This is a genomic window from Lysinibacillus sp. CD3-6 (assembly GCF_006351725.2).
GTDB lineage: Bacteria > Bacillota > Bacilli > Bacillales_A > Planococcaceae > Lysinibacillus.
In genome coordinates this window covers 2835162-2858852 of the sequence record NZ_CP085880.1, presented here as the reverse complement: position 1 = coordinate 2858852, position 23691 = coordinate 2835162, and the positions used below count along the sequence as shown (strand labels likewise).

The following is a 23691-nucleotide window of genomic DNA, read 5'->3' as shown; positions in this document are numbered from 1 at the left end:
GGAAACAAACAATGGCTACTATGTACTATGAACAAAACATCAACGAGGACGTATTAAAAGGGAAAAAAATCGCAATTATCGGTTACGGATCACAAGGTCACGCACATGCATTAAACTTAAAAGAATCAGGTTTCGATGTAGTAGTAGGTGTTCGTCCAGGCGGATCTTTCGACGCAGCTAAGGCGGATGGCTTAGATGTGAAAACAGTTGCTGAAGCAGCTCAACAAGCAGATGTAATCCAAATCTTACTTCCAGATGAGCGCCAAAAAGCAGTTTATGAAGCTGAAATCGCTCCATATTTAGAAGCTGGTAAAGCACTTATGTTTGCGCATGGCTTCAATATTCACTTCGGTCAAATTACACCACCTGCAGATGTGGATGTATTTTTAGTAGCACCTAAAGGTCCAGGGCATCTAGTTCGTCGTCAATTCCAACAAGGTGCAGGTGTACCAGGTTTATTTGCAATCCATCAAGATGCTACTGGTCAAGCAAAAGATTTAGCACTTGCTTACGGTAAAGGTATTGGTGCAGCACGTGGCGGCTTACTAGAAACGACATTCAAAGAAGAAACAGAAACAGATCTATTCGGTGAGCAAGCAGTACTTTGTGGTGGGGCAACACAATTAGTAAAAGCAGGCTTCGAAACATTAGTAGAGGCTGGTTACCAACCAGAACTTGCTTACTTCGAAACATTACACGAATTAAAATTAATCGTGGACTTAATGTTTGAAGGTGGTATGGCAACAATGCGTTACTCAGTATCAGATACAGCTGAGTGGGGTGATTATGTTGCGGGTCCACGTATCATTGATGAATCTGTAAAAGGTCGTATGAAGGAAGTACTAACAGATATCCAAGATGGTACATTTGCTCGTCGTTGGATTCAAGAAAATGAAAACGGTCGTCCTGACTATACAAAATTCAAAGAAGCTGGGGCTAACCACCAAATCGAAGAAGTTGGTGCTAAATTACGCGAAATGATGCCATTCATCAATGAAGGTAAGGAAAAAGTTGTGAGAGAAGTGGCTACAAGTGCGAAAAATTGATATTTTCGATACAACACTTCGCGATGGCGAACAATCTGCAGGTATTAACTTAAATACGGCAGAGAAAATTGAAATTGCTAAGCAACTTGAACGACTAGGTGTAACGATTATTGAAGCAGGTTTTCCTGCTTCATCACCTGGTGACTTTGAGGCGGTTAATCGGATTGCTGGTACTGTGAAAAACTCAATCGTTACAGGGCTAGCACGTTGTGTCCAAAAAGATATTGATACAACTTGGGATGCCATTAAAGTTGCAGAGCAACCACATATTCATATTTTTTTAGCAACCTCTCCAATTCATATGGAATACAAGCTAAAAAAATCACCAGATCAAGTAGTAGAACAAGCAATTGAAGCAGTGAAATATGCGAAAAAATACTTCCCTCTTGTGCAATGGTCAGCAGAGGATGCTTTCCGCTCGGATCGCGCATTTTTAGTCCGTATTATGAATGAAGTCATTGCAGCAGGTGCGACGACGATTAATGTGCCTGATACTGTTGGCTATGCATCACCACAAGAATATGGGGCATTATTTAAATTTTTACTAGAAAATGTGAAGGGTGCTGAAAAAGTTAAATTCTCAGCACATTGCCATGATGACTTAGGGATGGCGACAGCGAACACAATCGCGGCTATCGAGAATGGTGCTTCACAAATAGAAGGAACAATTAATGGTATTGGAGAGCGTGCGGGGAATGTTGCCTTAGAAGAAATTGCCGTTGCGCTTCATATTCGTAAAGATATTTACCCAGTTGAAACAGGCATTAATCTACAAGAGATTAAGCGTACATCTCAATTAGTAAGTAAACTAACGAATGTCGTTATTCAGCCGAACAAAGCAATCGTTGGTAAAAATGCATTTGCACATGAGTCTGGTATTCACCAAGATGGCGTGCTAAAAAACCCTGAAACTTACGAAATTATATCGCCTGCATTAATAGGCGAAGGGGAAGTGCCACTTGTCCTTGGAAAACATTCTGGGCGTGCTGCCTTCCGTGATCGTGCCGTAACAATGGGCTTTACACTATCAGATGAAAAGCTAAACAAAGCCTTTACTGAGTTTAAACAGTTAGCAGATCGTAAAAAGGAAATTACGGAAGAAGATTTACTAACGCTACTTACGGAGCAACAAGTTCAAATTGAAGATGTGCCATTATTTGAACTGAAAATGGTCCAAGTGCAGTATGGTACTGAAAATATTCCGACTGCTACTGCAACTGTTGTGACACCAGAAGGACATATGAAAAATGTAGTGGCAACGGGCTCAGGCTCAGTGGAAGCTATTTTTAATACATTAGAACAACTTGTTCCTGGTGACATCCATGTTATTGATTATCGTGTAAAATCTGTTGGCAAAGGACGAGATGCCCTTGGTGAGGCTGTCATTAATATTCGATATGACGGTGTATCCACAACGGGACGAAACTCATCTCAAGATGTATTAGAAGCATCTGCGAAAGCGTATTTAAATGCGATTAATCGACATTTAATTCAAGTAAGTCTTCGAGCGGAAGGTCAATTAGTTTAATTGGAATTGGCTCTCATCTATATAAATAGGTGAGAGTTTTTCCTAAAATAGCGTAACCATACTCTATAAAAAGAAAGGTGTTTTATGAATGGAGAAAAAAATTACAGTACTACCTGGCGACGGAATTGGGCCAGAAGTGGTTGCGTCAGCTATACGTGTATTACAAGTAATCGGCAAACGATTTAACCATACCTTCCATTTAGGCTATGGAACGATTGGAGGCGCTGCTATCGATCAACACAATAATCCACTACCCGATGAAACAATTGAAATGTGTGAGGGCAGTGATGCTATTTTATTAGGAGCAGTAGGGGGTCCGAAATGGGACAATAACCCTCCAGAACTACGTCCAGAAAAAGGATTGCTACGTATCCGCAAGCACTTTGACTTATTCGCAAATTTACGTCCAGTAAAGGCGTTCCCGAGTTTACTAGATGCTTCACCTTTAAAACGTGAAGTAGCCGAAAACGTCGATTTAATGATCGTACGTGAACTTACAGGCGGCGTATACTTCGGGGAACCACGTATGCGTACTGAAAATGGCGCAATTGATACTACAGTATACTCAACAGCAGAAGTAGAGCGTATCGTTGAAAATGCCTTTGAATTAGCACGTTTACGTGGAGGCAAATTATGTTCTGTCGATAAAGCAAACGTACTTGAAACAAGCCGATTATGGCGTGAAGTTGTAGAAGCGAAGAAAAAGGATTATCCAGATGTGCAAGTTGAGCACAACTTAGTAGATTCAGTAGCAATGAAGTTAATAACAAACCCAGCTCACTATGATGTAGTTGTGACGGAAAACATGTTTGGAGATATTTTAAGTGATGAAGCATCCGTTATCACAGGGTCTCTAGGTGTTTTACCATCTGCATCTATCCGTGGTGATAATTTTGGGCTTTATGAACCCGTACACGGTTCAGCACCAGAAATTGCAGGGCAAGGTGTTGCTAATCCAGCAGCAACAATTCTTTCAGTTGCTATGATGTTACAATACTCATTTGGCCTAGCAGAAGAAGCGGCTGAAATTGAACGTGCAGTTAGCGCTGTCTTTGATGATGGATACTTTACAGCCGATCTTGCCCGTGATGGAGGACGTACGCTATCAACAAATGAATGGACAGATAAAGTAATTAACGAAATTGATACTAGCTTTGTATCGGAAAGTATTATGACAACATACATTTAAGAAATAGGTGAAGACAATGGGAAAAAATATAATTGAAAAGATTTGGGATAAACATGTTGTTTATCAGGAAGAGGGCAAACCGGACCTGTTATATATTGATCTTCATTTAATTCATGAAGTAACTTCTCCGCAAGCATTTGAAGGCTTACGCATAAACGGACGTAAAGTGCGTCGTCCTGATTTAAGCTTTGCAACGATGGATCATAACGTTCCAACGAAAAATTTACCGACGATTAATGACCCTATCGCACGCAATCAAATCGAAACACTTGCGAAAAATGCGGCTGAATTCGGCATTGAACTTGCTGGTATGGGTCACCCTGATCAAGGTATTGTCCACGTTATTGGACCAGAATTAGGTTTAACACAACCTGGTAAAACAATCGTTTGTGGTGATTCGCATACATCTACACACGGTGCATTTGGAGCGATTGCATTTGGTATCGGTACATCTGAAGTAGAACATGTCATGTCCACACAAACGTTATGGCAAAACAAGCCTAAAACAATGGAAATCCGTGTTGAAGGAGAACTACCAGTTGGTGTTGCGGCAAAGGATATTATTTTAGCAATCATCTCAAAATTCGGCATTGGCGTTGGTACAGGGCATATTGTGGAATTCACTGGAGAGGCAATCCACAAACTGACAATGGAAGAACGAATGACAATCTGTAATATGTCAATCGAAGCAGGAGCAAAGGCTGGTCTTGTATCACCAGACCAAATTACAGTAGATTATATTCGTGGCCGTAAATATGCACCACAAGGTGAAAAATTTGAAGAAGCGACAGCATATTGGCTAAGTTTAGCATCAGATGAGGATGCTACATATGATGAAGTCCGCATTATTAAAGCTGAAGAAATTGAGCCAATAATTACTTGGGGAACGAATCCTTCAATGGGTTCAGGCGTATCGCAAAATGTCCCGACGCAGGCAGATTATAAGGATGAGTCTGACAAAGCGGCACTTCGTAAAGCACTTGAATATATGGGCTTAGAAGAAGGGCAGCCATTAACTTCAATCGATATCCAATACGTATTTATCGGCTCATGCACGAACTCACGCTTAAGCGATTTACGTGCTGCGGCAAATGTTATCCAAGGCCGCAAAGTTCATGATAATGTTACAGCAATCGTTGTGCCAGGTTCCCATTCAACGAAAAAACAAGCTGAGGATGAAGGGTTGGATAAAATTTTCATTGATGCTGGTTTTGAATGGCGCGAATCAGGTTGCTCGATGTGCTTGGCAATGAATGATGATGTTGTACCTGCTGGCAAACGCTGTGCATCAACATCAAACCGTAATTTCGAAGGTCGACAAGGTGCAGGCGCACGCACGCATTTAGTATCACCGCCAATGGCAGCGGCTGCAGCGATTGCAGGACATTTCGTTGATGTACGGGAATTCGTGAAGGAAACTGTGTAAAAGCTAAATTTACACGGAAGGGATGATTGAAATGGAACCAATTAATATTGTAAATAGTGTTATTACACCACTTGATCGTAAAAATGTTGATACAGATCAAATTATATCGAAAGAATTTTTAAAACGAATTGAACGTACAGGCTTTGGTCAATACTTGTTTTATCACTGGCGCTTTGATGCACAAGGAAATGAAGTGCAAGACTTTGTCTTAAATAAAGCTGAATTTAAAAACTCTAAAATTTTAGTTGCTCAAGATAATTTTGGTTGTGGCTCTTCTCGTGAGCATGCACCATGGGCCATTTTAGATTATGGCTTTAATGTAATCATTGCACCATCGTTTGCAGACATTTTCCATAATAACTGCTTTAAAAATGGTATTTTACCTATTAAGCTAACAGAAGCAGAGTGCGACGAAATTTTAGAAAAAGGATTAACAAAGCCTTATCATGTTGAAGTAAATTTAGAAGCACAAACTGTAACGGGCGAAGATGGTAAAGTTTATACATTTACTATCGACTCATATTATAAAGAAACATTATTAAATGGCTGGGATGAAATTGCCCTAACAATTAAGTATGAAGATCAAATTGCTGCATATGAAGCGCAGCGTGTAGCCTACTAATTAAATGATACAGATAAAAAGTGTTAGATTGACTGCGAGCAATCTAACACTTTTTTTGCTGAAAACATTGCTGTCAGTTATAACGAATATTTGCCATCACCGATAAAATTGGTGGAATCGCCGATACATGGCGAGAAAGAGCCGATAAAGCGAGTAGAATCGCCGATACATGGCAACAAATCGCCGATAAAACGTGTGAAATCGCCGCTACAACGTAACATTGCTAACAAGTAAGTCTTTGTCTTTCTATTGTTGACTCTGTAAAATGGTAAGGAAGATTAGAAAGGATGATGCAGATGATAACCGTAATTGGTAGTTTAAATATGGATTTAGTAATACAAATGACTAATTTTCCTCAGCAAGGAGAAACAGTACTTGGTAAAGCATTTCGAACGAGCCCAGGTGGAAAAGGTGCGAATCAGGCAATAGCCGCTGCACGTTTAGGCAGTGAAGTAACAATGGTTGGTTGCGTAGGCAATGATGACTTTGGTAATACATTACGAACAGTTTTAGAGCAGGAGCATGTAAATACGAATACGCTTATGTCAGCTTCAGAGCCTACGGGTGTAGCTAATATTTTAGTTCATGATCATGATAATCGCATTATTGTTGTACCAGGTGCAAATTATAAGTTGAATCCGTCCCATTTAGATGCAGTTAAAGACGTGATAGAGCAGAGCAAAATCGTAATTTTACAGCTAGAAATTCCAAAAGAAACGACGGCATATGCATTGGAATTATGTAAAGATGCTAATGTGCCAGTATTATTAAACCCAGCACCAGCAGCGAATTTTGATATGCAATGGATGGAGGATATCACATATATTACACCGAATGAAATAGAGTGTGCCCAGTTATTTGGAGACAATATTGATAGCATACTAGAAAAATATCCGAATAAGATGATTGTTACATTAGGAAGTGATGGCGCGCGTTACTTTGATGGAGAATATCCTATACATGTGCCTGGCTATATGACAAAAGCAGTAGATACAACAGGAGCAGGCGACACATTTAACGGTGCACTTGCTTATGCATTAACAGCGGGGCAATCTTTGGATGAAGCTGTTTATTTTGCAAATATAGCGGCATCACTTTCTGTGGAGAAATTAGGCGCACAAGGCGGTATGCCAACACTTAGCCAAGTGTATGCGCGAATGGCGGGTTTTGACGAATAGAAAAGATGGCACTTAAAATTAAGCTTTTAATGCATTAGTTGTTAGCGAGAAAATTCTCATTGCAATTACCTATTTGTGCAATAAATAAAGAAAATAAAGAAAAAATAACTAAGAATTAAATCCTATTTGTGACAACACGAACTAAGTAGTTTGTCCTTTTTTGTTATTAATTTTCAACTATGTATAAGAATTAGAATAGTTTCATTTATAATGAAACTATAGATACATAGGAAAGAGGTTTTGAGGATGACGAATATTGACACTACGCCAATCGACTATACAGCCTCAGCGAATAATATTTTGCCACAGTTTGTGGATCGTTTACGTCAACTGCACAGCATTATTGTACAAAATACATATGTAAAAGATACAGCTAAGCACTTAAACCGTATAATCCAAGATGCAAACAATGAAACAATGGTACTTATAGTCGGGAAACAGCGGGTAGGAAAAACAACACTTGTGAACGGACTTCTTGGTCGTTCTATTTTACCTGTTAGCGATCAAAATCCGACAGGGGTTAATACGTTTTTACGTTACGGTGAAAATGAGGAAGTAAAAGCGTATTTCTTAGACGGTATGGTGGCAATATTTGATATGAGTAAGCTAGAATTACTCACTACTGGAGATACTTTTGCATCACAAATTTTACGTGAACATTTAGATTATCTAGAAGTATATATAAAACATGATTTATTGAAATCTGTTACAATTATTGACTCTGTGTCTTTAGAAGCAGGTGGGGGAGAAATGGCCTATTTCTCTGAATCTTTAATAAATCGTGTGGATGAAATTTTCTGGGTGCTACGCTCGCAGTCAATGGCAATCGATGCTGAAATTTTATTAATGGAAGCTTTAAAAAATAAAGGGGTAGTCCCTCTTTGTATTGTAAATGCAATCGATAAAGATAATAATACAGAGGCGTTTATAAGTGCTGAAAAAGAACGAATTGGTCATTTAATTAGCGACTTTGTTCCTGTTTCGGCAGTAGATGCACTTGAAGCACAACGAACTGAAAATAAAGAGTTATGGCATCAAAGTCAATATGATCATTTAATTGCGCAAATTCAACGGGTTGCGATGAATAGTGATAAAAAAACGTACGCTATTATTATTCGTTTTTTACAATGGCTAGAACGTTTCCGTTTCGAATTAACAGTTATACCACAACGTGATCCATTCCAATCAGCCGTTGAAAATATAGAAAAGGTCGCTGGTGATTCACAATATGAATTTTCACGTTATCAGCGTGATTTGGCAATTGTACAAGAATACGAACAAGAATATGGACAAGTAGCAAATGTATTCAAAAATGTACAAACGTTGTATCAGCTCTTACAAACGATTTCTCAAAATGATTATTTACAAGATGATTACGTAGAACAGTTTACTGAAAAGGCAATAGTCTACCAACAAGCTTTACGTGAATATCGAAATATGCACAACGAATATATGCGAGAATATGAGCGCTTAGATGCGCAACATAAAAAAATTCATGGCAAAGGACTTATGAAAGCCATCTTTGGCCAACATACCCAAAATGAATTTTTCAAAGAGCGTGTTTTGCGCTTAAATGAACAGCAAGAAGAATGTGTTTCTCAATATGCGAAAGTACGTGAAGCGGAAGCCTCAATTATGGACGAAATGCAAACAGTTCAAAGCTATTTGATTGGGTTATCGAAACAGCGTCTAGCTCGAATAGAAAAAAGAGTTAAAGAGCTTAACCAACAACGTGCCAAAGAAAAAAAGCAACTAAAATTATATGCAGCTAAATTAAATGAGTTTTCATGTTTAATTGAAGCACAAGGATTTATTAAAGATAATATCCAACCATTTTTAATGGAGGATAGTATGCCACTTCGCATAAAAGATCAACAAATGCTGAAAGAAACAATCGACAGTATTATTGATATAGATTTATCAAAAAATGGCCTACTTGCTAGAAGTCAGATGAACAATAAAATGGAAAGTATAGAGATTCCTTTTGAGGTTCACAGTAAATACCCTCTACAAGAATTACGCCTTGCAGAGACAGATGTTAAATCCAACGATATTCCAGCAATACCAAATAAATTAGAAATTCAATATGAAGCATAGTATTTGTTAAGTCAAAGTCCTAAAAGTGATGGATTCTTTTAGGGCTTTGTTTTATTTACCTATGATTAATTTGAGTATGAAAGGAAACAACTTTAATTTAGCTTGCAGCTTAACTAGATACATCCTATTAACATTCTTCTAATGATGATATAAAATAGGCATACAAAGATGAAGTGGGTGGTTTTTTGGTTTCTTCTAAAGATGTAGCAAGGTTTGCGGGTGTCTCACAGACAACTGTTTCTCGAGTATTAAATACTCCTGAACTAGTTAAACCGAAAACAATAAAAAAAGTGATGGAGGCAATTGAAGAATTAAACTATATACCAAATGATATTGCAAGATCACTTGTACAACAAAAGACAGGGATTATTACGTTAATTTCTGGTCCTTTGCATAATCCCTTTTTTGTTGATACAACAACAGCAATAGTTAATTTTGCTAATGCGAGGGGTTATAAGGTAAATGTACATTTTGGAACGGAAGAAAATTTACATACAATTTATAATTCCGTATTAGAAACGAAAGTTGATGCGATTATATTATCTTCTATCGGATATACAGATCCATTATTTTATAAGCTCGAAAAATTGGATATCCCTTTTATTATGTTTAACCGTAAACATAAAGAAAATAAGCATTTTGTTGAAATTGATAATGAGGAGGCTGGTTATTTAGCGACTAACCATATGTTGTCTTTGGGGCATAGGGATCTTTGCTGGATTGGTGGACCACATGAAATGAGCACTTTTTATGGAAGGTATGAGGGCTTCAAAAGAGCGTTAGCAGAAGCAGAAATAGATGCAAATATCGTGCCAGCATTTTTTACAAATACGAGCAAAGATGATATAAAACGAGTATTTGAAGAACTATTGCTTCTTAACCCAAGACCGTCAGCGATTTGTGCTGCTACAGATGCAATTGCTATTGAAATTCTTAACCAATGTTTGGAGCAGGGATTCACTATTCCTAACGATTTTAATGTGATTGGTATTGATAATGTGGAGTTAAGTAAACACCATTCAATATCCTTAACTACAGTGGGCATCGAATCGGAAATAAATCTAGGATTTCTAGCGATTGAAAAATTATTTGATGTAATGGAGAAAAAAAGTGCTTGCATCCAGCAAACTGAATCTGTTAAACTTTTCCCAAGAAACACCACAGGTAAAAAATGAACTGATATATGTCAGTTTATTTTTTACCTCATAAATGGTTACGTATTCATTTCTTTATTTTCTGAAATGAATACGTAACCATAAAGAAATGGAAGGTGAAGAGTTGAAGAAAGAATTATTGATAAACGGCGAATGGCGTATGACTGAGGCGTATACGGATGTGTATGCCCCTTATTCAAAAGAATTAATTGCTAAATTCGCTATGGCAAGTAAAGATGACGTGCAAAATGCAATAGAATCTGCACAGCAAGCAACTTCAAAAATGGCAACTTTAACAGCATTCCAGAGAGCACAAATTTTAGAACAATTATCGAATTTATTTGCAGATCATCGAGAAGAAGCCGCATCAATCATTGCCTTAGAATCAGCGAAACCACTAAAGTATGCAATTGCAGAAATAGACCGAACAATTGAAACATATAAGTTTGCTGCAGAAGAAGCAAAGCGCTTGGCAGGAGAGTTGATTCCGATGGACGCTTCAAAAGGTGGAGAAGGACGGTTTGGTTATACTCTCCGAGAACCAATTGGGGTTATAGCGGCCATTACACCGTTTAATTTTCCTCAAAATCTTGTCGCACATAAAGTAGGACCTGCATTAGCAGCAGGAAATACAATTGTTTTAAAACCAGCAACACAAACGGCCCTATCCGCACATTTTTTAGCGAAACTACTAGCTAAAACAGATTTGCCAGCAGGTGCTTTTAATTTAGTTACGGGGCAAGGAAAACTCATTGGAGATACGTTTTTAGCCCATCCACAGGTAAAAATGATTACATTTACAGGCAGTCCTGCAGTAGGAATATCACTTCGTAATCGAGCTGGTTTGAAAAAGGTGACGTTAGAACTTGGCTCCAATGCAGGCGTTATTGTTGATGAAGGTGTTCAATTAGATAAAATTATGGACCGCATTGTTATGGGAGCGTTTTCAAACCAAGGTCAAGTATGTATTTCACTACAACGAATCTATGTCATGGAAAATGTAATTGACCCATTTTTAGAACAATTAACAGCAAAAATTAATCAACTAACCTTAGGAAATCCGCTTCATCCAACGACAGATCTTACAACGATGATTTCAGAAACGGAGCAACAACGAGCACTTACATGGATTCAAGAAGCCGTGAGGAATGGAGCACAAATCATTACTGGAGGTCGAATTGAAAACAATATTTTATTGCCTACAGTGCTTTATAATGTATCATCTAATAGCCGTGTGTCATGTGAAGAAATTTTTGCTCCAGTAGTAATCGTCAACACCGTGTCCACAATAGATGAAGCAATTGAAGCCATAAATGATTCTCATTACGGGTTACAAGCTGGTATTTTTACACCAACTATTGAAACGGCATTTAGAGCATCAAAAAAATTACAAGTAGGTGGTGTCATGATTAATGATGTTCCTACATATCGTGTAGATCATATGCCATATGGTGGAGTAAAAGAAAGCGGAACAGGAAGAGAAGGAATTAAATATGCAATAGAAGAAATGACTGAGATGAAATTAGTTATTTGGAATAACAACTAATCATGAAATGGGGATGTTTGTAAATGAAGATGATAAATCAGCACGCTAAGCTTTTTGTTATGGATAATGGCACGATGCGGATGGATAAAAACTATATGATTGCGATGCATAATCCAGCAACAATCGATCATCCAAATCAACCTAATGAGTTTGTTGAATTTCCTGTTTATACAGTTTTAATTGATCATCCAGAAGGGAAAATTTTATTTGATACGGCATGTAATCCAAACTCAATGGGGCCTGAGGGACGCTGGGGTGAATTTACTCAAAAAGCATTTCCTATTAATATGCCAGAAGAGTGCTATTTACACCATCGTCTTGAAGAATTAAATGTTCGCCCAGAAGATATTAAATATGTTGTAGCTTCACATCTTCATTTAGATCATGCTGGTTGTTTAGAATTATTTACGAATGCCACGATTATTGTGCAGGAAGATGAATTCAATGGCACATTACAAACATACGCGAGAAATGTTAAGGACGGCGCATATGTTTGGGGGGATATTGATATGTGGATCAAGAACAACTTACAATGGCGACTAATCAAACGTGGTGAAGATAATGTAAAACTTGCAGAAGGCATAAATATATTGAATTTTGGTAGCGGCCACGCTTGGGGTATGCTTGGCTTGCATATTAATATGCCTGACACTGGGGGAATAATTTTAGCGTCAGATGCCATATACACAGCAGAAAGCTTTGGTCCTCCTGTTAAGCCACCTGGTATTATTTATGATTCAGTCGGCTATAATTCAACAGTTGAACGAATTCGACGATTAGCAAATGAGACGAATTCACAAGTTTGGTTTGGTCATGATCCTGTGCAATTTAAATCATTTAGAAAATCAACAGAGGGCTATTATGAATAGATAGGAGTAGATTAAATGAATAAATTAACCTTTACTCCTACAAGTTATACAGGTTGGGGTTGTCTACAACAACTACTTGTAGAAGTAAACAAATTTCAAGCAAATAATATATTAATAGTAACAGACCCATTTTTAAAAGACTTAGGCTTAGTGGAGCAGGTTAATAAGCCATTGCAGGACAATGGATATCAGACGACGATTTATACCGACATTGCACCTGAGCCACCTCTTGCAATTGGCGAACGACTAGTTGACTATACACGAAAACATCAATTTGATTTAGTAATTGGGTTAGGTGGAGGAAGTGCATTAGATTTAGCAAAGTTGGCAGCTGTATTAGCTACTCATGAGGGGCAGGTGGCAGACTATTTAAATTTAACAGGCACGAAAGCACTTGAAAATAAAGGACTTCCGAAAATTTTAATTCCAACAACGTCGGGGACGGGATCAGAGGTTACCAATATTTCTGTATTATCATTAGAAACAACTAAGGATGTTGTGACCCATGATTATTTGCTTGCTGATGTAGCAATTGTAGATCCTGAATTAACAATTTCATTGCCTTCAAAAGTTACTGCTGCTACGGGTGTAGACGCTTTAACACATGCAATTGAAGCCTATGTTTCTATTAATGCAAATGAAGTGACAGATGGTCTTGCACTGCAAGCAATTAGATTAATTAGTAATTCAATTCGTACAGCTGTACATGATGGTAAAAACAAGCAGGCACGCTCGGATATGAGTTATGGTAGTTATTTAGCAGGCTTGGCATTTTTTAATGCAGGTGTAGCAGGGGTACATGCCTTGGCTTATCCGCTTGGTGGTCAGTACCATATTGCACATGGTGATTCAAACGCAGTATTATTGCCATACGTAATGGGCTATATCCGCAAAAGCTGCGAAAAACGCATGAAAGATATTTTAGATGCAATGGGAATATCATCGATGTACTTATCACAAGAAGAAGCTTCCTACAAATGTGTTGATGCATTACAAGAACTAGTAAACGATGTAAATATTCCTTCTACTTTGAAAGGCTTTAACATATCAGAATCTGCACTTGAACAATTAACAGATGATGCAACAAAGCAAACGAGAATTTTAGCTCGCAGCCCGATGGCATTAAATCGAGATGATATTTTTGCTATTTATCGTGCGGCATTTGATGGACAAATTCGAGAGCCACACTGGCCGTTGTAGGGAGTAAATATTGAATACAAAAAGGGATGTATCAAACGTAGTTGATACATCCCTTTATTTTTATTTAGCTTCAGTATCTGGCGTGAAAGAGCGATTCGCTAATTCTGCATCAAGCATAAAAATAGCATTAGAATCATTCTCAATCCGTTCGATTTTACGAATTAGCGTATCAAATGTAGATTCTTCTTCCACTTGCTCATCGATAAACCATTTTAAAAATGCCATCGTTGCGTGCTCACGCTCATCTAATGCAATATCAGATAAGTTATAAATACGACGAGTCACTTCTTTTTCATGAGACATAGCTGTTTTAAAGGCATGTAAAATAGAGTCGAAATGATTTTCAGGACTGTCAAATCCATGTATTGATGCACGATAGCCCATATCACTTAAGAAATTATAAAATTTCATTGCATGGAAACGTTCTTCTTCAGCTTGCACTAAAAAGAAATTTGCAAAGCCATCGTAATCTTGATCTGTGCAAAATGCAGCCATTGCCATATAAGCATGAGCGGAGTAAAATTCAAAATTCATTTGTTCGTTTAGCGCTGTGTGTAGTTTTTCAGATAACATAAATGTTCCTCCCTTTGCAGTAAATACCTACTACTTCTTCTAGTATATAGCGAAAAATGGTCATCATACAGAAAAATATATTTTTCGCCATAAATGGTGCAAAAGTGAATTGATATTCGTTCTCAATTAGAAAATTTAATCAAATTCATTTTTTAATCGCCATATCACTTCTAATAGATTTGTAAATAGATTAATGAAATCTAAATATAGATTTAATGCCATCCCAATGACTTCATCGTCAGACACATGATTATGTCGAATACGGTTAAAATCATATACTGTAAAAAGACTAAACAGTAAGACAGAAACTGCTGCAATAATAAGCCCAATAACATTATTTATTGGAATAAACATAAAAAGAAGAGAAAACACAAGCACGACGATAAGCACAGTGAATAAATAGCTTCCCCAATTTGAAATATCCTTATTCATCACCATACCTACTAGAGCGAGTATGATGAAAATGATTAGGGTTGCTCCGAAGACTAATAAAACTAATTGCGGTCCGAGCTGGTCAATAAAAAATTGTGTTGTCCAAAAGAGTAAAATACCCATTAAAAAGGGGATTGCATACATAATCGAGTTGGCTAGTTTTAAGCTACGAACAAAGCAGGCAATGATTAGGAGTATAATACATATAAGCGAAAGCGGCATGATCACAGTCGATGGTAACAAAGTGGCAACAAATATTCCTATCGCGGTTAATACCCACATAAAGGTAAAGTGTTTTAAAATTTTATTTAAGTTTTGATTACGGTTAGCATAAGCCATTTAAAAATTCCTTTCTTTTTAAGCTTTCTTAGTCCAATACCCGATTTTACAGTAGCAAACATTGATAGAGTAGGGGATTCGCCATTAAATCAAGTGAAATAACCCCTAAACTTTGACGAACCGCCATTAACTATTATAAAAAATTCGCCAAGACATTATGTCTAGGCGAATTTTATTATAAGCGTTTATGCTTCTTTCTTTTGGTTTTTGACACCTACTAAATAGCCACTTAGAGCGATTGCAACTAATACAATCCAGAATGTCGCTTTCCAAAGCGTTGAGTGTGGGAAATCATGTGGAATAACTCCTAATTTTTCATGTGCTAAAGTTAAGACAGCTAATTTCACACCAACCCAACCAACAATTAGGAAAGCAGCCGTTTCAAGTGATGGGAATTTTTCTAGTACTCGTACGAACCAACGTGCTGCAAATCGCATCATTACGACCCCAATAATACCACCAAGGAACATAACACCGAATTGTCCTGCGTTAATGCCACCAACATCGAAATTTCCTAAATGTGGTAGTGTAACCGCAATGGCAACTGCTGCTAAAATGGAATCTACTGCAAAGGCAATATCAGCAAGTTCAACTTTTACAACGGTCATCCAGAAACCAGATTGTTTTTTAGGCTCTTTAATTTCATCGGAGTCTCCAGCAGCTTTCCGTGAATCGTAAATATGCTTAATTGACATAAATAATAAGTAAGCAGCGCCTAGAGCTTGTATTTGCCAAAAATTCACGAGTGTTGTAATTAAGAATAAAGCGGCAAAACGGAAAATGAACGCACCTACTAATCCGTATAATAATGCCTTTTGTTGTTGAGCTTTCGGTAAATGTTTAACCATAACTGCCATAACGACTGCATTGTCCGCTGCTAAAAGTCCTTCTAGTACTATTAATACAACTAGTACCCATGCGTATTCTAATAAAATGGCTTCCAAATGTGTTTCCTCCTTTATTTTGGACAGAAATGAATATGATGCTCTTTCCTATTTTTATTTTTAGGCAAAAGAAAAAGACCCATGCCTAAAAAATAGGCAAAGGTCTTGCTAAGCACAACTATTTGGAAGCTCCAAATAATAAATTGTACCGAAAACTTTCGGTACAGCACTCATCTATTAGATGAGTTTGCTATCACACCCGATGGCGTAAGCCATGTAATGACGAATGTGAAATCAGATGTATCGCTCACATCTGCTAGCTACTCCCCTTTGACAAAAATGTCAAAAGCTATTCAATTCTTCTTACAAAGATTATAGCATGTAGTGGACTAAAAGCAAATCAAAAGTAATCCTATATTTAAAAATTATTTTCCGAATTATTATCACAAGTGGTACTATTGGTGATAAGTGAAATTTTTTAGCAACTTAGAAGGGAGTCATATATGTATAAAAAATTTTTTTCTTACTACAAACCACATAAACGATTATTCGTAGTCGATTTTTCTAGTGCGATTGTTGTAGCAATATTAGAGCTCGCCTTTCCATTAGCTGTACAATGGTTTATTGACAAACTGCTACCTACTGGTGAGTGGAGTATGATTGTCAAAGTAAGTATTTTATTATTACTAGTGTATGCACTTAGCACTGTATTAAACTTTATTGTCAATTATTTAGGGCATAAATTAGGCATCAATATAGAGACCGATATGCGACAAGAACTGTTTAATCATGTACAGCGCCAATCATTCCGTTTCTTCGATAATACGAAAACTGGTCATATTATGAGCAGAATAACGAATGACTTATTTGATATTGGCGAATTTGCCCATCACGGGCCAGAAGATTTATTTATTGCGATTATGACGTTTTTGGGTGCGTTCGTCATTATGTTCAATGTCAATCCAACACTTGCATTAATTGCAGCTATTATGGTGCCGTTTTTAATGTGGCTTGTGACAGTTAGTAACATTAAGATGAACAATGCATGGAAAACGTTATACGTTAAAATTGCAGATGTAAATGGCCGTGTGGAGGATAGCGTTTCTGGCGTTCGCGTTGTGAAATCATTTACGAATGAAGCATTTGAAATGGAGCGTTTTAAAGAGCAAAATGGTTTTTTCCGTTCAGCAAAATTATACGCTTATAAGATTATGGCAGGGGCTCATTCCAGTATTTATATGATGACCCGTTTGTTAACGTTAGTTGTCCTTGTAGTAGGTGCTTGGTTAAGCTTTAATGGAAAATTATCGTATGGAGGTCTTGTAAGCTTTGTATTATATACAAATGTTCTTATTAAACCAATCGATAAAATTAGTGCTTTGTTAGAACTATACCCTAAAGGGATGGCAGGTTTTAAACGTTTCCGTGAGTTAATAGAGCAGGAGCCAGAAGTTCAGGATCGTGAGGGAGCAAAGCAAGTAACGCATTTATGTGGTGATATTTCGTTTCAACATGTTGACTTTAATTATGATACATCTAAAACTGTTTTACAGGGTATTTCATTTGATGTTCATGCAGGACAAACAATTGCCTTTGTTGGCCCATCTGGTGCAGGGAAGACGACAATCTGTTCCTTAATTCCAAGATTTTACGATGTCACTAAAGGGGCAATTACGATTGATGGCTTAGATGTGCGGAATATGACACAAGCCTCTCTACGTTCACAAATTGGCATAGTACAACAAGATGTCTTTTTATTTACGGGAACTATTCGAGAAAATATTGCTTATGGTCGTTTAGGTGCAAGTGATGAAGACATTGAAGAAGCAGCTAGAAGAGCGCATTTAGAATCATTTATTGCAGAGCTTCCAGATGGTTATGAGACACAGATTGGTGAACGTGGCTTAAAGTTGTCTGGGGGGCAAAAGCAGCGTATCGCGATTGCTCGTATGTTTTTGAAAAATCCACCGATTTTAATTTTGGATGAGGCAACATCTGCGCTCGATACAGAAACAGAAATGATTATTCAACAATCGTTAGCTGAGCTTGCAGAAAATCGAACAACACTCATAATTGCACATCGTCTAGCGACAATACGTAATGCAGATCGTGTGCTTGTCGTTACTCAAAATGGTATTGAAGAAGATGGTACGTATGCGGAATTAGTAGAGCAAGACGGTATTTTCGCGAAATTACATCATATTCAATTTAGAAAAACTGAACATGAAAAAGTTATGCAACAACAGCTTGACTATTAAGCAAGCATTATCAAAGGGCATTGAGTAAATTTTTACTCAATGCCCTTACATATTATTTTTCAATTGTTTCGATAAAAGATTCCCGTCCTGGATTCACTTTAATCGTTTTTACTTTTATTTTGCGAATAGAATCTTCTGTTAACTCGATTTTCCCATCCTTCTCTAGTTTTTTCCATGTTTTAACGTCTTTTCGGTATAGCTGTTCTGATAAACGATAAATATCGGTGTTCAGTGCCAGTGCTTCTTTAAATGTGTTCCTTATTTCTTGTTCTACCTGCTTTGTTACTTCTTGTCGAATTTCTTCTGTCGTAATTTTTTCTGTAATGCCGAGAACATTTGCCTCCATTTTCACTTCTATGTCAAATTGCACATTATCATTTTTTACAACAGGAAAAATTTCAACTTTTATATGTTCTAATGTAACAGTGACGAAAGTGTCTTCTTCACCAATTTGTCCTGTTATTTCACTGCGAATTGTTTCGTTGGTCATCCATTTGATTCCGCTTGTTTTTTCTTCGGTAAGAAACCCTTTTAATCCGTCTTTGGAGAGTAACGTCACACCTTTCATTTCAATAGATTCCGACTCTCCTTTCGACGATACCCATCCCTTATTTATTGATACTAACGGAAGATAAACTTCATGACTCGGCTCATTTAACCCTATCACTAATTTGCGAATATTTATCGGTTTAACAAATGATTCTTGTTTAAAAGAATTTAAAGGATCGCCAAGCTTTGATAATGTAAGCGCCTTATTATTTATCGGTGTAATTTCAAGTATTTTATCGAGTGGTTCTTTTGTGCCGTATACCCATATTTGGTAACGCGTTTCACGAAAACGTGTTAAAAAGTCTAGCACCTGATTAACCTTGTTACTCTTCATTACTTCTTCTGAAAGGACGATGTAAGTAATATGTCCCCAAAACACCTTTTGATCAATGGAATGATACAAATCGAAAAGAGAATCTTCTACGGTTTTTCCTTTACCATTTCCGATTTCTGCTTGTTGAGCTTGCGGATTATTAGGCTGTTCTGATTTAGCTATATTGGCAAAATCAATAATCTGCATATACGTTACATAATTATCATCTTTAAAATCTATACCGAGTGCATGAACATAAAACATTCTTTGTGGTTCAGTAACATCCCAACATCCTGATAGCAGTGTCGTAAATACTAATAATAGACAGAGTATTTTTTTATTCATTTTTATCCTCACTCGTACGTGTTTGGTCCTGTGGAGCTATATAATTTGGACGTTTCGTGTAACCTTTAGGCGATAATCGAAATAGTGTTTTCTTAATGGTAGACCATTCTAAATCACCGCCAATTTGCATATAGGAATGACCAAATATTCGAATATTGCATAAGTAAAGAAGGGTTAAATAAAATGATAAGAAAAAGCCAAATAGCCCAAAAAAGCCGCTTAATAAAATGAAGCCAACACGAAAAATACTGACGGCTGTTACGAGCGATTGGTTAACAAGTGTAAAGGATGCAATTGTAGAAACAGCAATAATAACAATCATTTCTGGACTTGTCACACCTGCCCGTATTGCCGCATCTCCAATAATTAAGCCACCAACGACACTGATTGTTCCACCGATTACAGATGGAAGACGTAACCCAGCTTCTCTAAATAGCTCAAACATTAATAGCATTAATAACATTTCAAGTGAAGATGGAAGGGGTAGACCTGTGCGCCCTTGCACAACCGTTGCTAATAGTAATAAAGGCAATTGATTTTGGTGATAAGTTGTCAAAGCGAGCCAAAAAGCAGGTAACAGTAGTCCGATAAAAATACCTGATATACGTAGTAAACGTTCCAGTGAACTAAAAATAATAGGGTATTCATTATCCTCACCTGTCTTTAACAGTAAAAATAAATTTACAGGCGTAATAACTGCATAGGCTACACCATCAATTAAAATTATAAAACGTCCTCGAATTAATGCTTGAAGGGCGTAATCAGGACGTCCTGTATAATCAGATTTCGGGAAAAACCTTGTGTTTTTGTTAACGTACTCCATTAGTAAATTTCCACTAATAACAATATCTGTATCAACTGATTGTAATTGTACTTTTATACTATTTAAAATATCTAAGTTCGCAATATCACCAAAATAAAGTATGGCGACCGTTGTCTTTGAACGTCTTCCCAATTCCATTTTTTCAACACATAAAGAATTTGTCGGAAGGCGTTTTCTAATTAGAGCAATATTAACTGAGACATCTTCAATAAAATTATCTCTTGGTCCTTTTACAAGTACTTCCATCCTTGTTTCTTCAGGATTTCGGTTAGGCTTATGGGCAATATTAGTGGCATATAGTAAGTTATCTGTTTCAAAAAACAGAAGTAAATGGCCATTATAAACAAGTGATATGGCTTCAGATTCATCTGTTACTTGTTGTAAGTCAGGGATGTGTAGCTTTGTATTAATAGCATCTTGAAGGGATGCTTCATGTAAATTATCGAAAAGGGCATGAATACGGCTTACAATAACGTCATTGAGAAGTTGTTGATCAATCATTGCCTCACAGATGACAAATTGTACGCGGTGTTGCTGAAACAAATATTCTTGAAAATAAACGTCTGCTGATTTTCCAAATAACTGCTTTAAGGCCGATAAATCTAAGGGCTTTTCTGTTGAAGGCATCAAGTGTCACCACTTTCCGTGTCTTGGTAATCGGATGTAGAGTTTTTGGCTTTTTTTCCTTTTTTTCCTGTCATGAAAGCTACAATCATTAAAAAAATGGATAGTAAGAAAAAGAAAATAAATGTAGCTGTTAATATATAATTTCCTTTGAGTCGTAGAAATATGTGTTCATTTAATAACATTAACGGTAGACAAATGATAAAGAACGGAAATGCTAGCATCTTCCAAATGCGAGGTTTATCTCCAACCATACCTAATAAGTCGGTTACGATATATAAAATAAAACCGACGCGTATAAATGTGCCTGTCAACCATTGATAAATAGAAAGAAAGTCTAAATGTTCAATATAGCGCCCTATTGTTACTAAACCCCATTCTTCGTAGGCAGGATAGCGCTGCTTAGCGGCTTCAGCAGGTCCAAATTCTGTTATGGCCCCGATGAGTGGTCCCATCGTTAGCCCTGTTAAAATCAAAAGCATAATGGCGAAGTGATACCACCGCAGACGGTCTTTAATTTTATGTTGTATAAGTAAAAATAAGATTAATTCCGAAAACCCAGAGGCGGGGTAGACGAGCCCTTGTAAAACAGGTTGGAATCCATGTTCAAAAAAGGGACGCAGTAAGTCATAGTCCTTAACTTGTAAATTTGTAAAGGCTACAAAAAAACCAAAAACGACGACGGCCAATAAAACGAATACATTGACGATAACAATCGTCTGTAAACTAGTTGTAACAAGGAGGATACAAAGAACGACATAAATAGCAAGTAAAATTAACTTTGGTGTTTTCGGTAAGAAGGTTGTATTAATCCACTGCAATGTTTCAATCATTGTAAATGCTACAATAATCATTAGAACGATAGCGATAGTATAAATGACGATAGTAGATCCGACTTTTCCAATTTTTTGTGGTAACCAATCTCTCAAAGGTTCTTGATTTGATTTTCTATGAATATAAACTAAAAGAAAGAGCCAAGGAAACATAATAATTGTTGTTATGATAACAGATAGCCAGCTATCTCTTTTTGCAATTTCCAATAATGGCGGCATAATTGTAACGTGATTTTTTAAACCAATCACGGTCATTGCTAGGAAGACAACATGTAAAATACTAATTGATCCTATACCTTTCATTTGAAAACCCTCTAACATGTTTGATACATATAAGTTTTGACAAAAAGTTATAGGATTATAAGTCTTAAAAAAGCACTATCTCACGATTCATGAGATAGTGCTTACGTTTAATGAATATATTTATTACTTACAAGACTGTTTTGTAGAACATCTGTCGGAATTTCAAATTCCACTACACCCATATAGCCAGGTGCTACTTCATATTTATCAAATGAAATAACAAGTTTACCTTTATCAGAAATATAGAATTGTTGTTCCTTGTTAATCGTTGAGAACTCTTCAATTAAATCTTCATCTGGCAAGCCTGCTCCTTTCACCCAATATACTTTTTCTTCATTTGTTGCAGCGATTTGTGCACGCATTTGATCTTTAATGTTTTCACTAATAGCATCAATATAGCTGTCATCTTTAAATAGACTTGGCAGCGTAATTAAAATTTCATTTTGTTTATCAATCGTATCATAGTGCATGACTGTTGATGAGGACCCAACTGTATTGACGATATAACGTCCAATTGATAAAATCTGGTCATTATCCGTTTTGATGTCATAGCCACTATCGATTCCATAATGTCCTCCGCCATTTGCCTTTAAATCACCAACTTCTGCAATAAAGTCATCGTAAAGTGCTTTTCCCTCTGAACGATATTTTTCATTTAATGCATTTGCAAGATCAGCATTATCTAAATTCTCAATAGAAGGTACTTTAATATTTGCGTCATATGTGTCATCGGCCACTTCGTATTCAGTCCATGTTAATACTTTTACGACACTACCAACAACTGGTATATCTGAAAGCGAACGTGCCATTGCAGGGCTAATATTTAAACTAGCTGTAAGCAGCATAGCAGCTGCCGCAGTTCCAAGTAACCATTGAGGCCCTCGTTTTTTTTTCTTTCTTTTTCCTTGTTTAATTGCACTTTCCACTATAAAGTCAAGCTCCTTTGGAATTGGTACGTCATTATATTGTTTTTGTAATTCTTCTAATTTTTTATCCATGTGCTGTTTCTCCCTTCCCATCTTGGAGTTGTATTTTTAACAATTTTAAAGCTTTATATAGGCGCGATTTAGCAGTGCTTAGCTTTATGTCCAGTATGTTGGCCACATCAGCTAGCTTTAAATCTTCGAAATAATGTAAAATCACAACTTCACGGTACATTTGAGGTAATTCCTCTAAAGCATGCTCTAAGTCGAGGTTCTCATAACTATCTTCTTGAGCAGGTGTTAAATATTGTAGTGTGTTATCGTCCGTTACTTGTAAACGGTTATGCTTGCGCAAAAAATCAATGGCCGTTCTTACAACAATTTTGTAAAACCAGCTTTTCATATAGTCCACATGCTCTAATCGATCGAGAGAAAGCATCGCTTTTTGAATACTGTCTTGTACGATATCAAGTGCATCCTGTTCATTTTTCGTATAGCTATAGGCAAGCAAATAAAATCGTTCTTTCTGTTCACGAATTAACTGGACAAACACCTCTTCATGTTGAAATGCATTTCTTGTTTTCATGTCCAAAGAAGCTCCTTTTTAACATTTTCAATTTGTATACAACTACTAGAC

Annotated in this window: 20 protein-coding genes; 12 read left to right on the top strand and 8 right to left on the bottom strand. The window is 36.9% G+C overall.

Annotation, left to right across the window (positions count from 1 at the left end; genetic code table 11):
* Positions 1–11: 11 nt before the first annotated feature.
* From ilvC to FH508_RS14140, 11 genes are all read left to right on the top strand, one after another.
* A complete protein-coding gene (ilvC, locus tag FH508_RS14190; protein WP_173478924.1) occupies positions 12–1046 on the top strand; it encodes a ketol-acid reductoisomerase in 1035 nt (344 codons plus the stop codon).
* Entirely contained in the window at positions 1033–2574 is a 1542-nt protein-coding gene (locus FH508_RS14185) for a 2-isopropylmalate synthase (RefSeq protein WP_173478923.1), read from the top strand. The genes ilvC and FH508_RS14185 overlap by 14 nt, the downstream gene beginning before the upstream one ends.
* A gap of 88 nt (positions 2575–2662) precedes the next feature.
* Positions 2663–3763 (top strand): 3-isopropylmalate dehydrogenase, encoded by a 1101-nt coding sequence (gene leuB / locus FH508_RS14180; RefSeq protein ID WP_173478922.1) that lies wholly within the window; start codon positions 2663–2665, stop codon positions 3761–3763.
* A 16-nt stretch (positions 3764–3779) separates the two neighbouring features.
* On the top strand, positions 3780–5189 hold the full coding sequence (gene leuC, locus FH508_RS14175; protein ID WP_173478921.1) for a 3-isopropylmalate dehydratase large subunit: 1410 nt from the start codon (positions 3780–3782) through the stop codon (positions 5187–5189).
* A 31-nt stretch (positions 5190–5220) separates the two neighbouring features.
* Positions 5221–5811, top strand: coding sequence for a 3-isopropylmalate dehydratase small subunit (leuD, locus tag FH508_RS14170; RefSeq protein ID WP_173478920.1), 591 nt, complete (start codon positions 5221–5223; stop codon positions 5809–5811).
* A 296-nt stretch (positions 5812–6107) separates the two neighbouring features.
* Positions 6108–6989, top strand: coding sequence for a ribokinase (gene rbsK, locus FH508_RS14165; RefSeq protein WP_173479114.1), 882 nt, complete (start codon positions 6108–6110; stop codon positions 6987–6989).
* 246 nt (positions 6990–7235) lie between these two features.
* A complete protein-coding gene (locus tag FH508_RS14160) occupies positions 7236–9086 on the top strand; it encodes a dynamin family protein (protein WP_173478918.1) in 1851 nt (616 codons plus the stop codon).
* Positions 9087–9271: 185 nt separating this feature from the next.
* Positions 9272–10261, top strand: a complete 990-nt coding sequence (locus tag FH508_RS14155) for a LacI family DNA-binding transcriptional regulator (RefSeq protein WP_173478917.1) — start codon at positions 9272–9274, stop codon at positions 10259–10261.
* Positions 10262–10364: 103 nt separating this feature from the next.
* Positions 10365–11786 (top strand): aldehyde dehydrogenase family protein, encoded by a 1422-nt coding sequence (locus FH508_RS14150; RefSeq protein WP_173478916.1) that lies wholly within the window; start codon positions 10365–10367, stop codon positions 11784–11786.
* A gap of 23 nt (positions 11787–11809) precedes the next feature.
* Positions 11810–12655: an AhlS family quorum-quenching N-acyl homoserine lactonase gene (locus FH508_RS14145; RefSeq protein ID WP_173478915.1), complete on the top strand. Its 846-nt coding sequence runs from the start codon at positions 11810–11812 to the stop codon at positions 12653–12655.
* Between the two features lie 15 nt (positions 12656–12670).
* Positions 12671–13855 carry an iron-containing alcohol dehydrogenase gene (locus FH508_RS14140; RefSeq protein WP_173478914.1) on the top strand — a complete coding sequence of 395 codons (1185 nt, stop codon included), beginning with the start codon at positions 12671–12673 and terminating at the stop codon, positions 13853–13855.
* Between the two features lie 60 nt (positions 13856–13915).
* On the opposite strand, the gene FH508_RS14135 is transcribed toward FH508_RS14140, so the two are convergent.
* The 3 genes from FH508_RS14135 to FH508_RS14125 all read right to left on the bottom strand — a co-directional run bounded on the left by FH508_RS14135 (position 13916) and on the right by FH508_RS14125 (position 16143).
* Complete coding sequence (locus FH508_RS14135; RefSeq protein ID WP_173478913.1) at positions 13916–14428, bottom strand: ferritin; 513 nt, start codon at positions 14426–14428, stop codon at positions 13916–13918.
* Between the two features lie 135 nt (positions 14429–14563).
* Complete coding sequence (locus FH508_RS14130) at positions 14564–15199, bottom strand: Bax inhibitor-1/YccA family protein (protein ID WP_173478912.1); 636 nt, start codon at positions 15197–15199, stop codon at positions 14564–14566.
* A gap of 185 nt (positions 15200–15384) precedes the next feature.
* On the bottom strand, positions 15385–16143 hold the full coding sequence (locus FH508_RS14125) for a TerC family protein (RefSeq protein WP_173478911.1): 759 nt from the start codon (positions 16141–16143) through the stop codon (positions 15385–15387).
* Positions 16144–16586: 443 nt separating this feature from the next.
* Between FH508_RS14125 and FH508_RS14120 the strand changes: the two genes are divergently transcribed.
* Entirely contained in the window at positions 16587–18341 is a 1755-nt protein-coding gene (locus tag FH508_RS14120; RefSeq protein ID WP_173478910.1) for an ABC transporter ATP-binding protein, read from the top strand.
* Positions 18342–18393: 52 nt separating this feature from the next.
* On the opposite strand, the gene FH508_RS14115 is transcribed toward FH508_RS14120, so the two are convergent.
* The 5 genes from FH508_RS14115 to FH508_RS14095 form a co-directional block, all read right to left on the bottom strand.
* The gene (locus FH508_RS14115) at positions 18394–19548 is read right to left on the bottom strand and encodes a Ger(x)C family spore germination protein (protein ID WP_173478909.1); all 1155 of its coding nucleotides are present in this window, start codon (positions 19546–19548) and stop codon (positions 18394–18396) included.
* The gene (locus FH508_RS14110) at positions 19541–20998 is read right to left on the bottom strand and encodes a spore germination protein (protein WP_173478908.1); all 1458 of its coding nucleotides are present in this window, start codon (positions 20996–20998) and stop codon (positions 19541–19543) included. The genes FH508_RS14115 and FH508_RS14110 overlap by 8 nt, the downstream gene beginning before the upstream one ends.
* Complete coding sequence (locus FH508_RS14105; protein ID WP_173478907.1) at positions 20998–22131, bottom strand: endospore germination permease; 1134 nt, start codon at positions 22129–22131, stop codon at positions 20998–21000. The genes FH508_RS14110 and FH508_RS14105 overlap by 1 nt, the downstream gene beginning before the upstream one ends.
* A 107-nt stretch (positions 22132–22238) precedes the next feature.
* The gene (locus FH508_RS14100; protein ID WP_173478906.1) at positions 22239–23129 is read right to left on the bottom strand and encodes an anti-sigma-V factor RsiV; all 891 of its coding nucleotides are present in this window, start codon (positions 23127–23129) and stop codon (positions 22239–22241) included.
* Positions 23122–23640, bottom strand: coding sequence for an RNA polymerase sigma factor SigV (locus FH508_RS14095; RefSeq protein WP_173478905.1), 519 nt, complete (start codon positions 23638–23640; stop codon positions 23122–23124). The genes FH508_RS14100 and FH508_RS14095 overlap by 8 nt, the downstream gene beginning before the upstream one ends.
* Between the last annotated feature and the right edge of the window lie 51 nt (positions 23641–23691).

Coding starts and splice junctions, on each gene's coding strand:
- FH508_RS14130 (WP_173478912.1), bottom strand. CDS start 15,199: ATGGCTTATGCTAACCGTAATCAAAACTTAAATAAAATTTTAAAACAC.
- FH508_RS14100 (WP_173478906.1), bottom strand. CDS start 23,129: ATGGATAAAAAATTAGAAGAATTACAAAAACAATATAATGACGTACCA.
- FH508_RS14145 (WP_173478915.1), top strand. CDS start 11,810: ATGAAGATGATAAATCAGCACGCTAAGCTTTTTGTTATGGATAATGGC.
- leuD (WP_173478920.1), top strand. CDS start 5,221: ATGGAACCAATTAATATTGTAAATAGTGTTATTACACCACTTGATCGT.
- FH508_RS14140 (WP_173478914.1), top strand. CDS start 12,671: ATGAATAAATTAACCTTTACTCCTACAAGTTATACAGGTTGGGGTTGT.
- FH508_RS14105 (WP_173478907.1), bottom strand. CDS start 22,131: ATGAAAGGTATAGGATCAATTAGTATTTTACATGTTGTCTTCCTAGCA.
- ilvC (WP_173478924.1), top strand. CDS start 12: ATGGCTACTATGTACTATGAACAAAACATCAACGAGGACGTATTAAAA.
- leuB (WP_173478922.1), top strand. CDS start 2,663: ATGGAGAAAAAAATTACAGTACTACCTGGCGACGGAATTGGGCCAGAA.
- FH508_RS14135 (WP_173478913.1), bottom strand. CDS start 14,428: ATGTTATCTGAAAAACTACACACAGCGCTAAACGAACAAATGAATTTT.
- FH508_RS14110 (WP_173478908.1), bottom strand. CDS start 20,998: ATGCCTTCAACAGAAAAGCCCTTAGATTTATCGGCCTTAAAGCAGTTA.
- FH508_RS14095 (WP_173478905.1), bottom strand. CDS start 23,640: ATGAAAACAAGAAATGCATTTCAACATGAAGAGGTGTTTGTCCAGTTA.
- FH508_RS14120 (WP_173478910.1), top strand. CDS start 16,587: ATGTATAAAAAATTTTTTTCTTACTACAAACCACATAAACGATTATTC.
- rbsK (WP_173479114.1), top strand. CDS start 6,108: ATGATAACCGTAATTGGTAGTTTAAATATGGATTTAGTAATACAAATG.
- leuC (WP_173478921.1), top strand. CDS start 3,780: ATGGGAAAAAATATAATTGAAAAGATTTGGGATAAACATGTTGTTTAT.
- FH508_RS14115 (WP_173478909.1), bottom strand. CDS start 19,548: ATGAATAAAAAAATACTCTGTCTATTATTAGTATTTACGACACTGCTA.
- FH508_RS14160 (WP_173478918.1), top strand. CDS start 7,236: ATGACGAATATTGACACTACGCCAATCGACTATACAGCCTCAGCGAAT.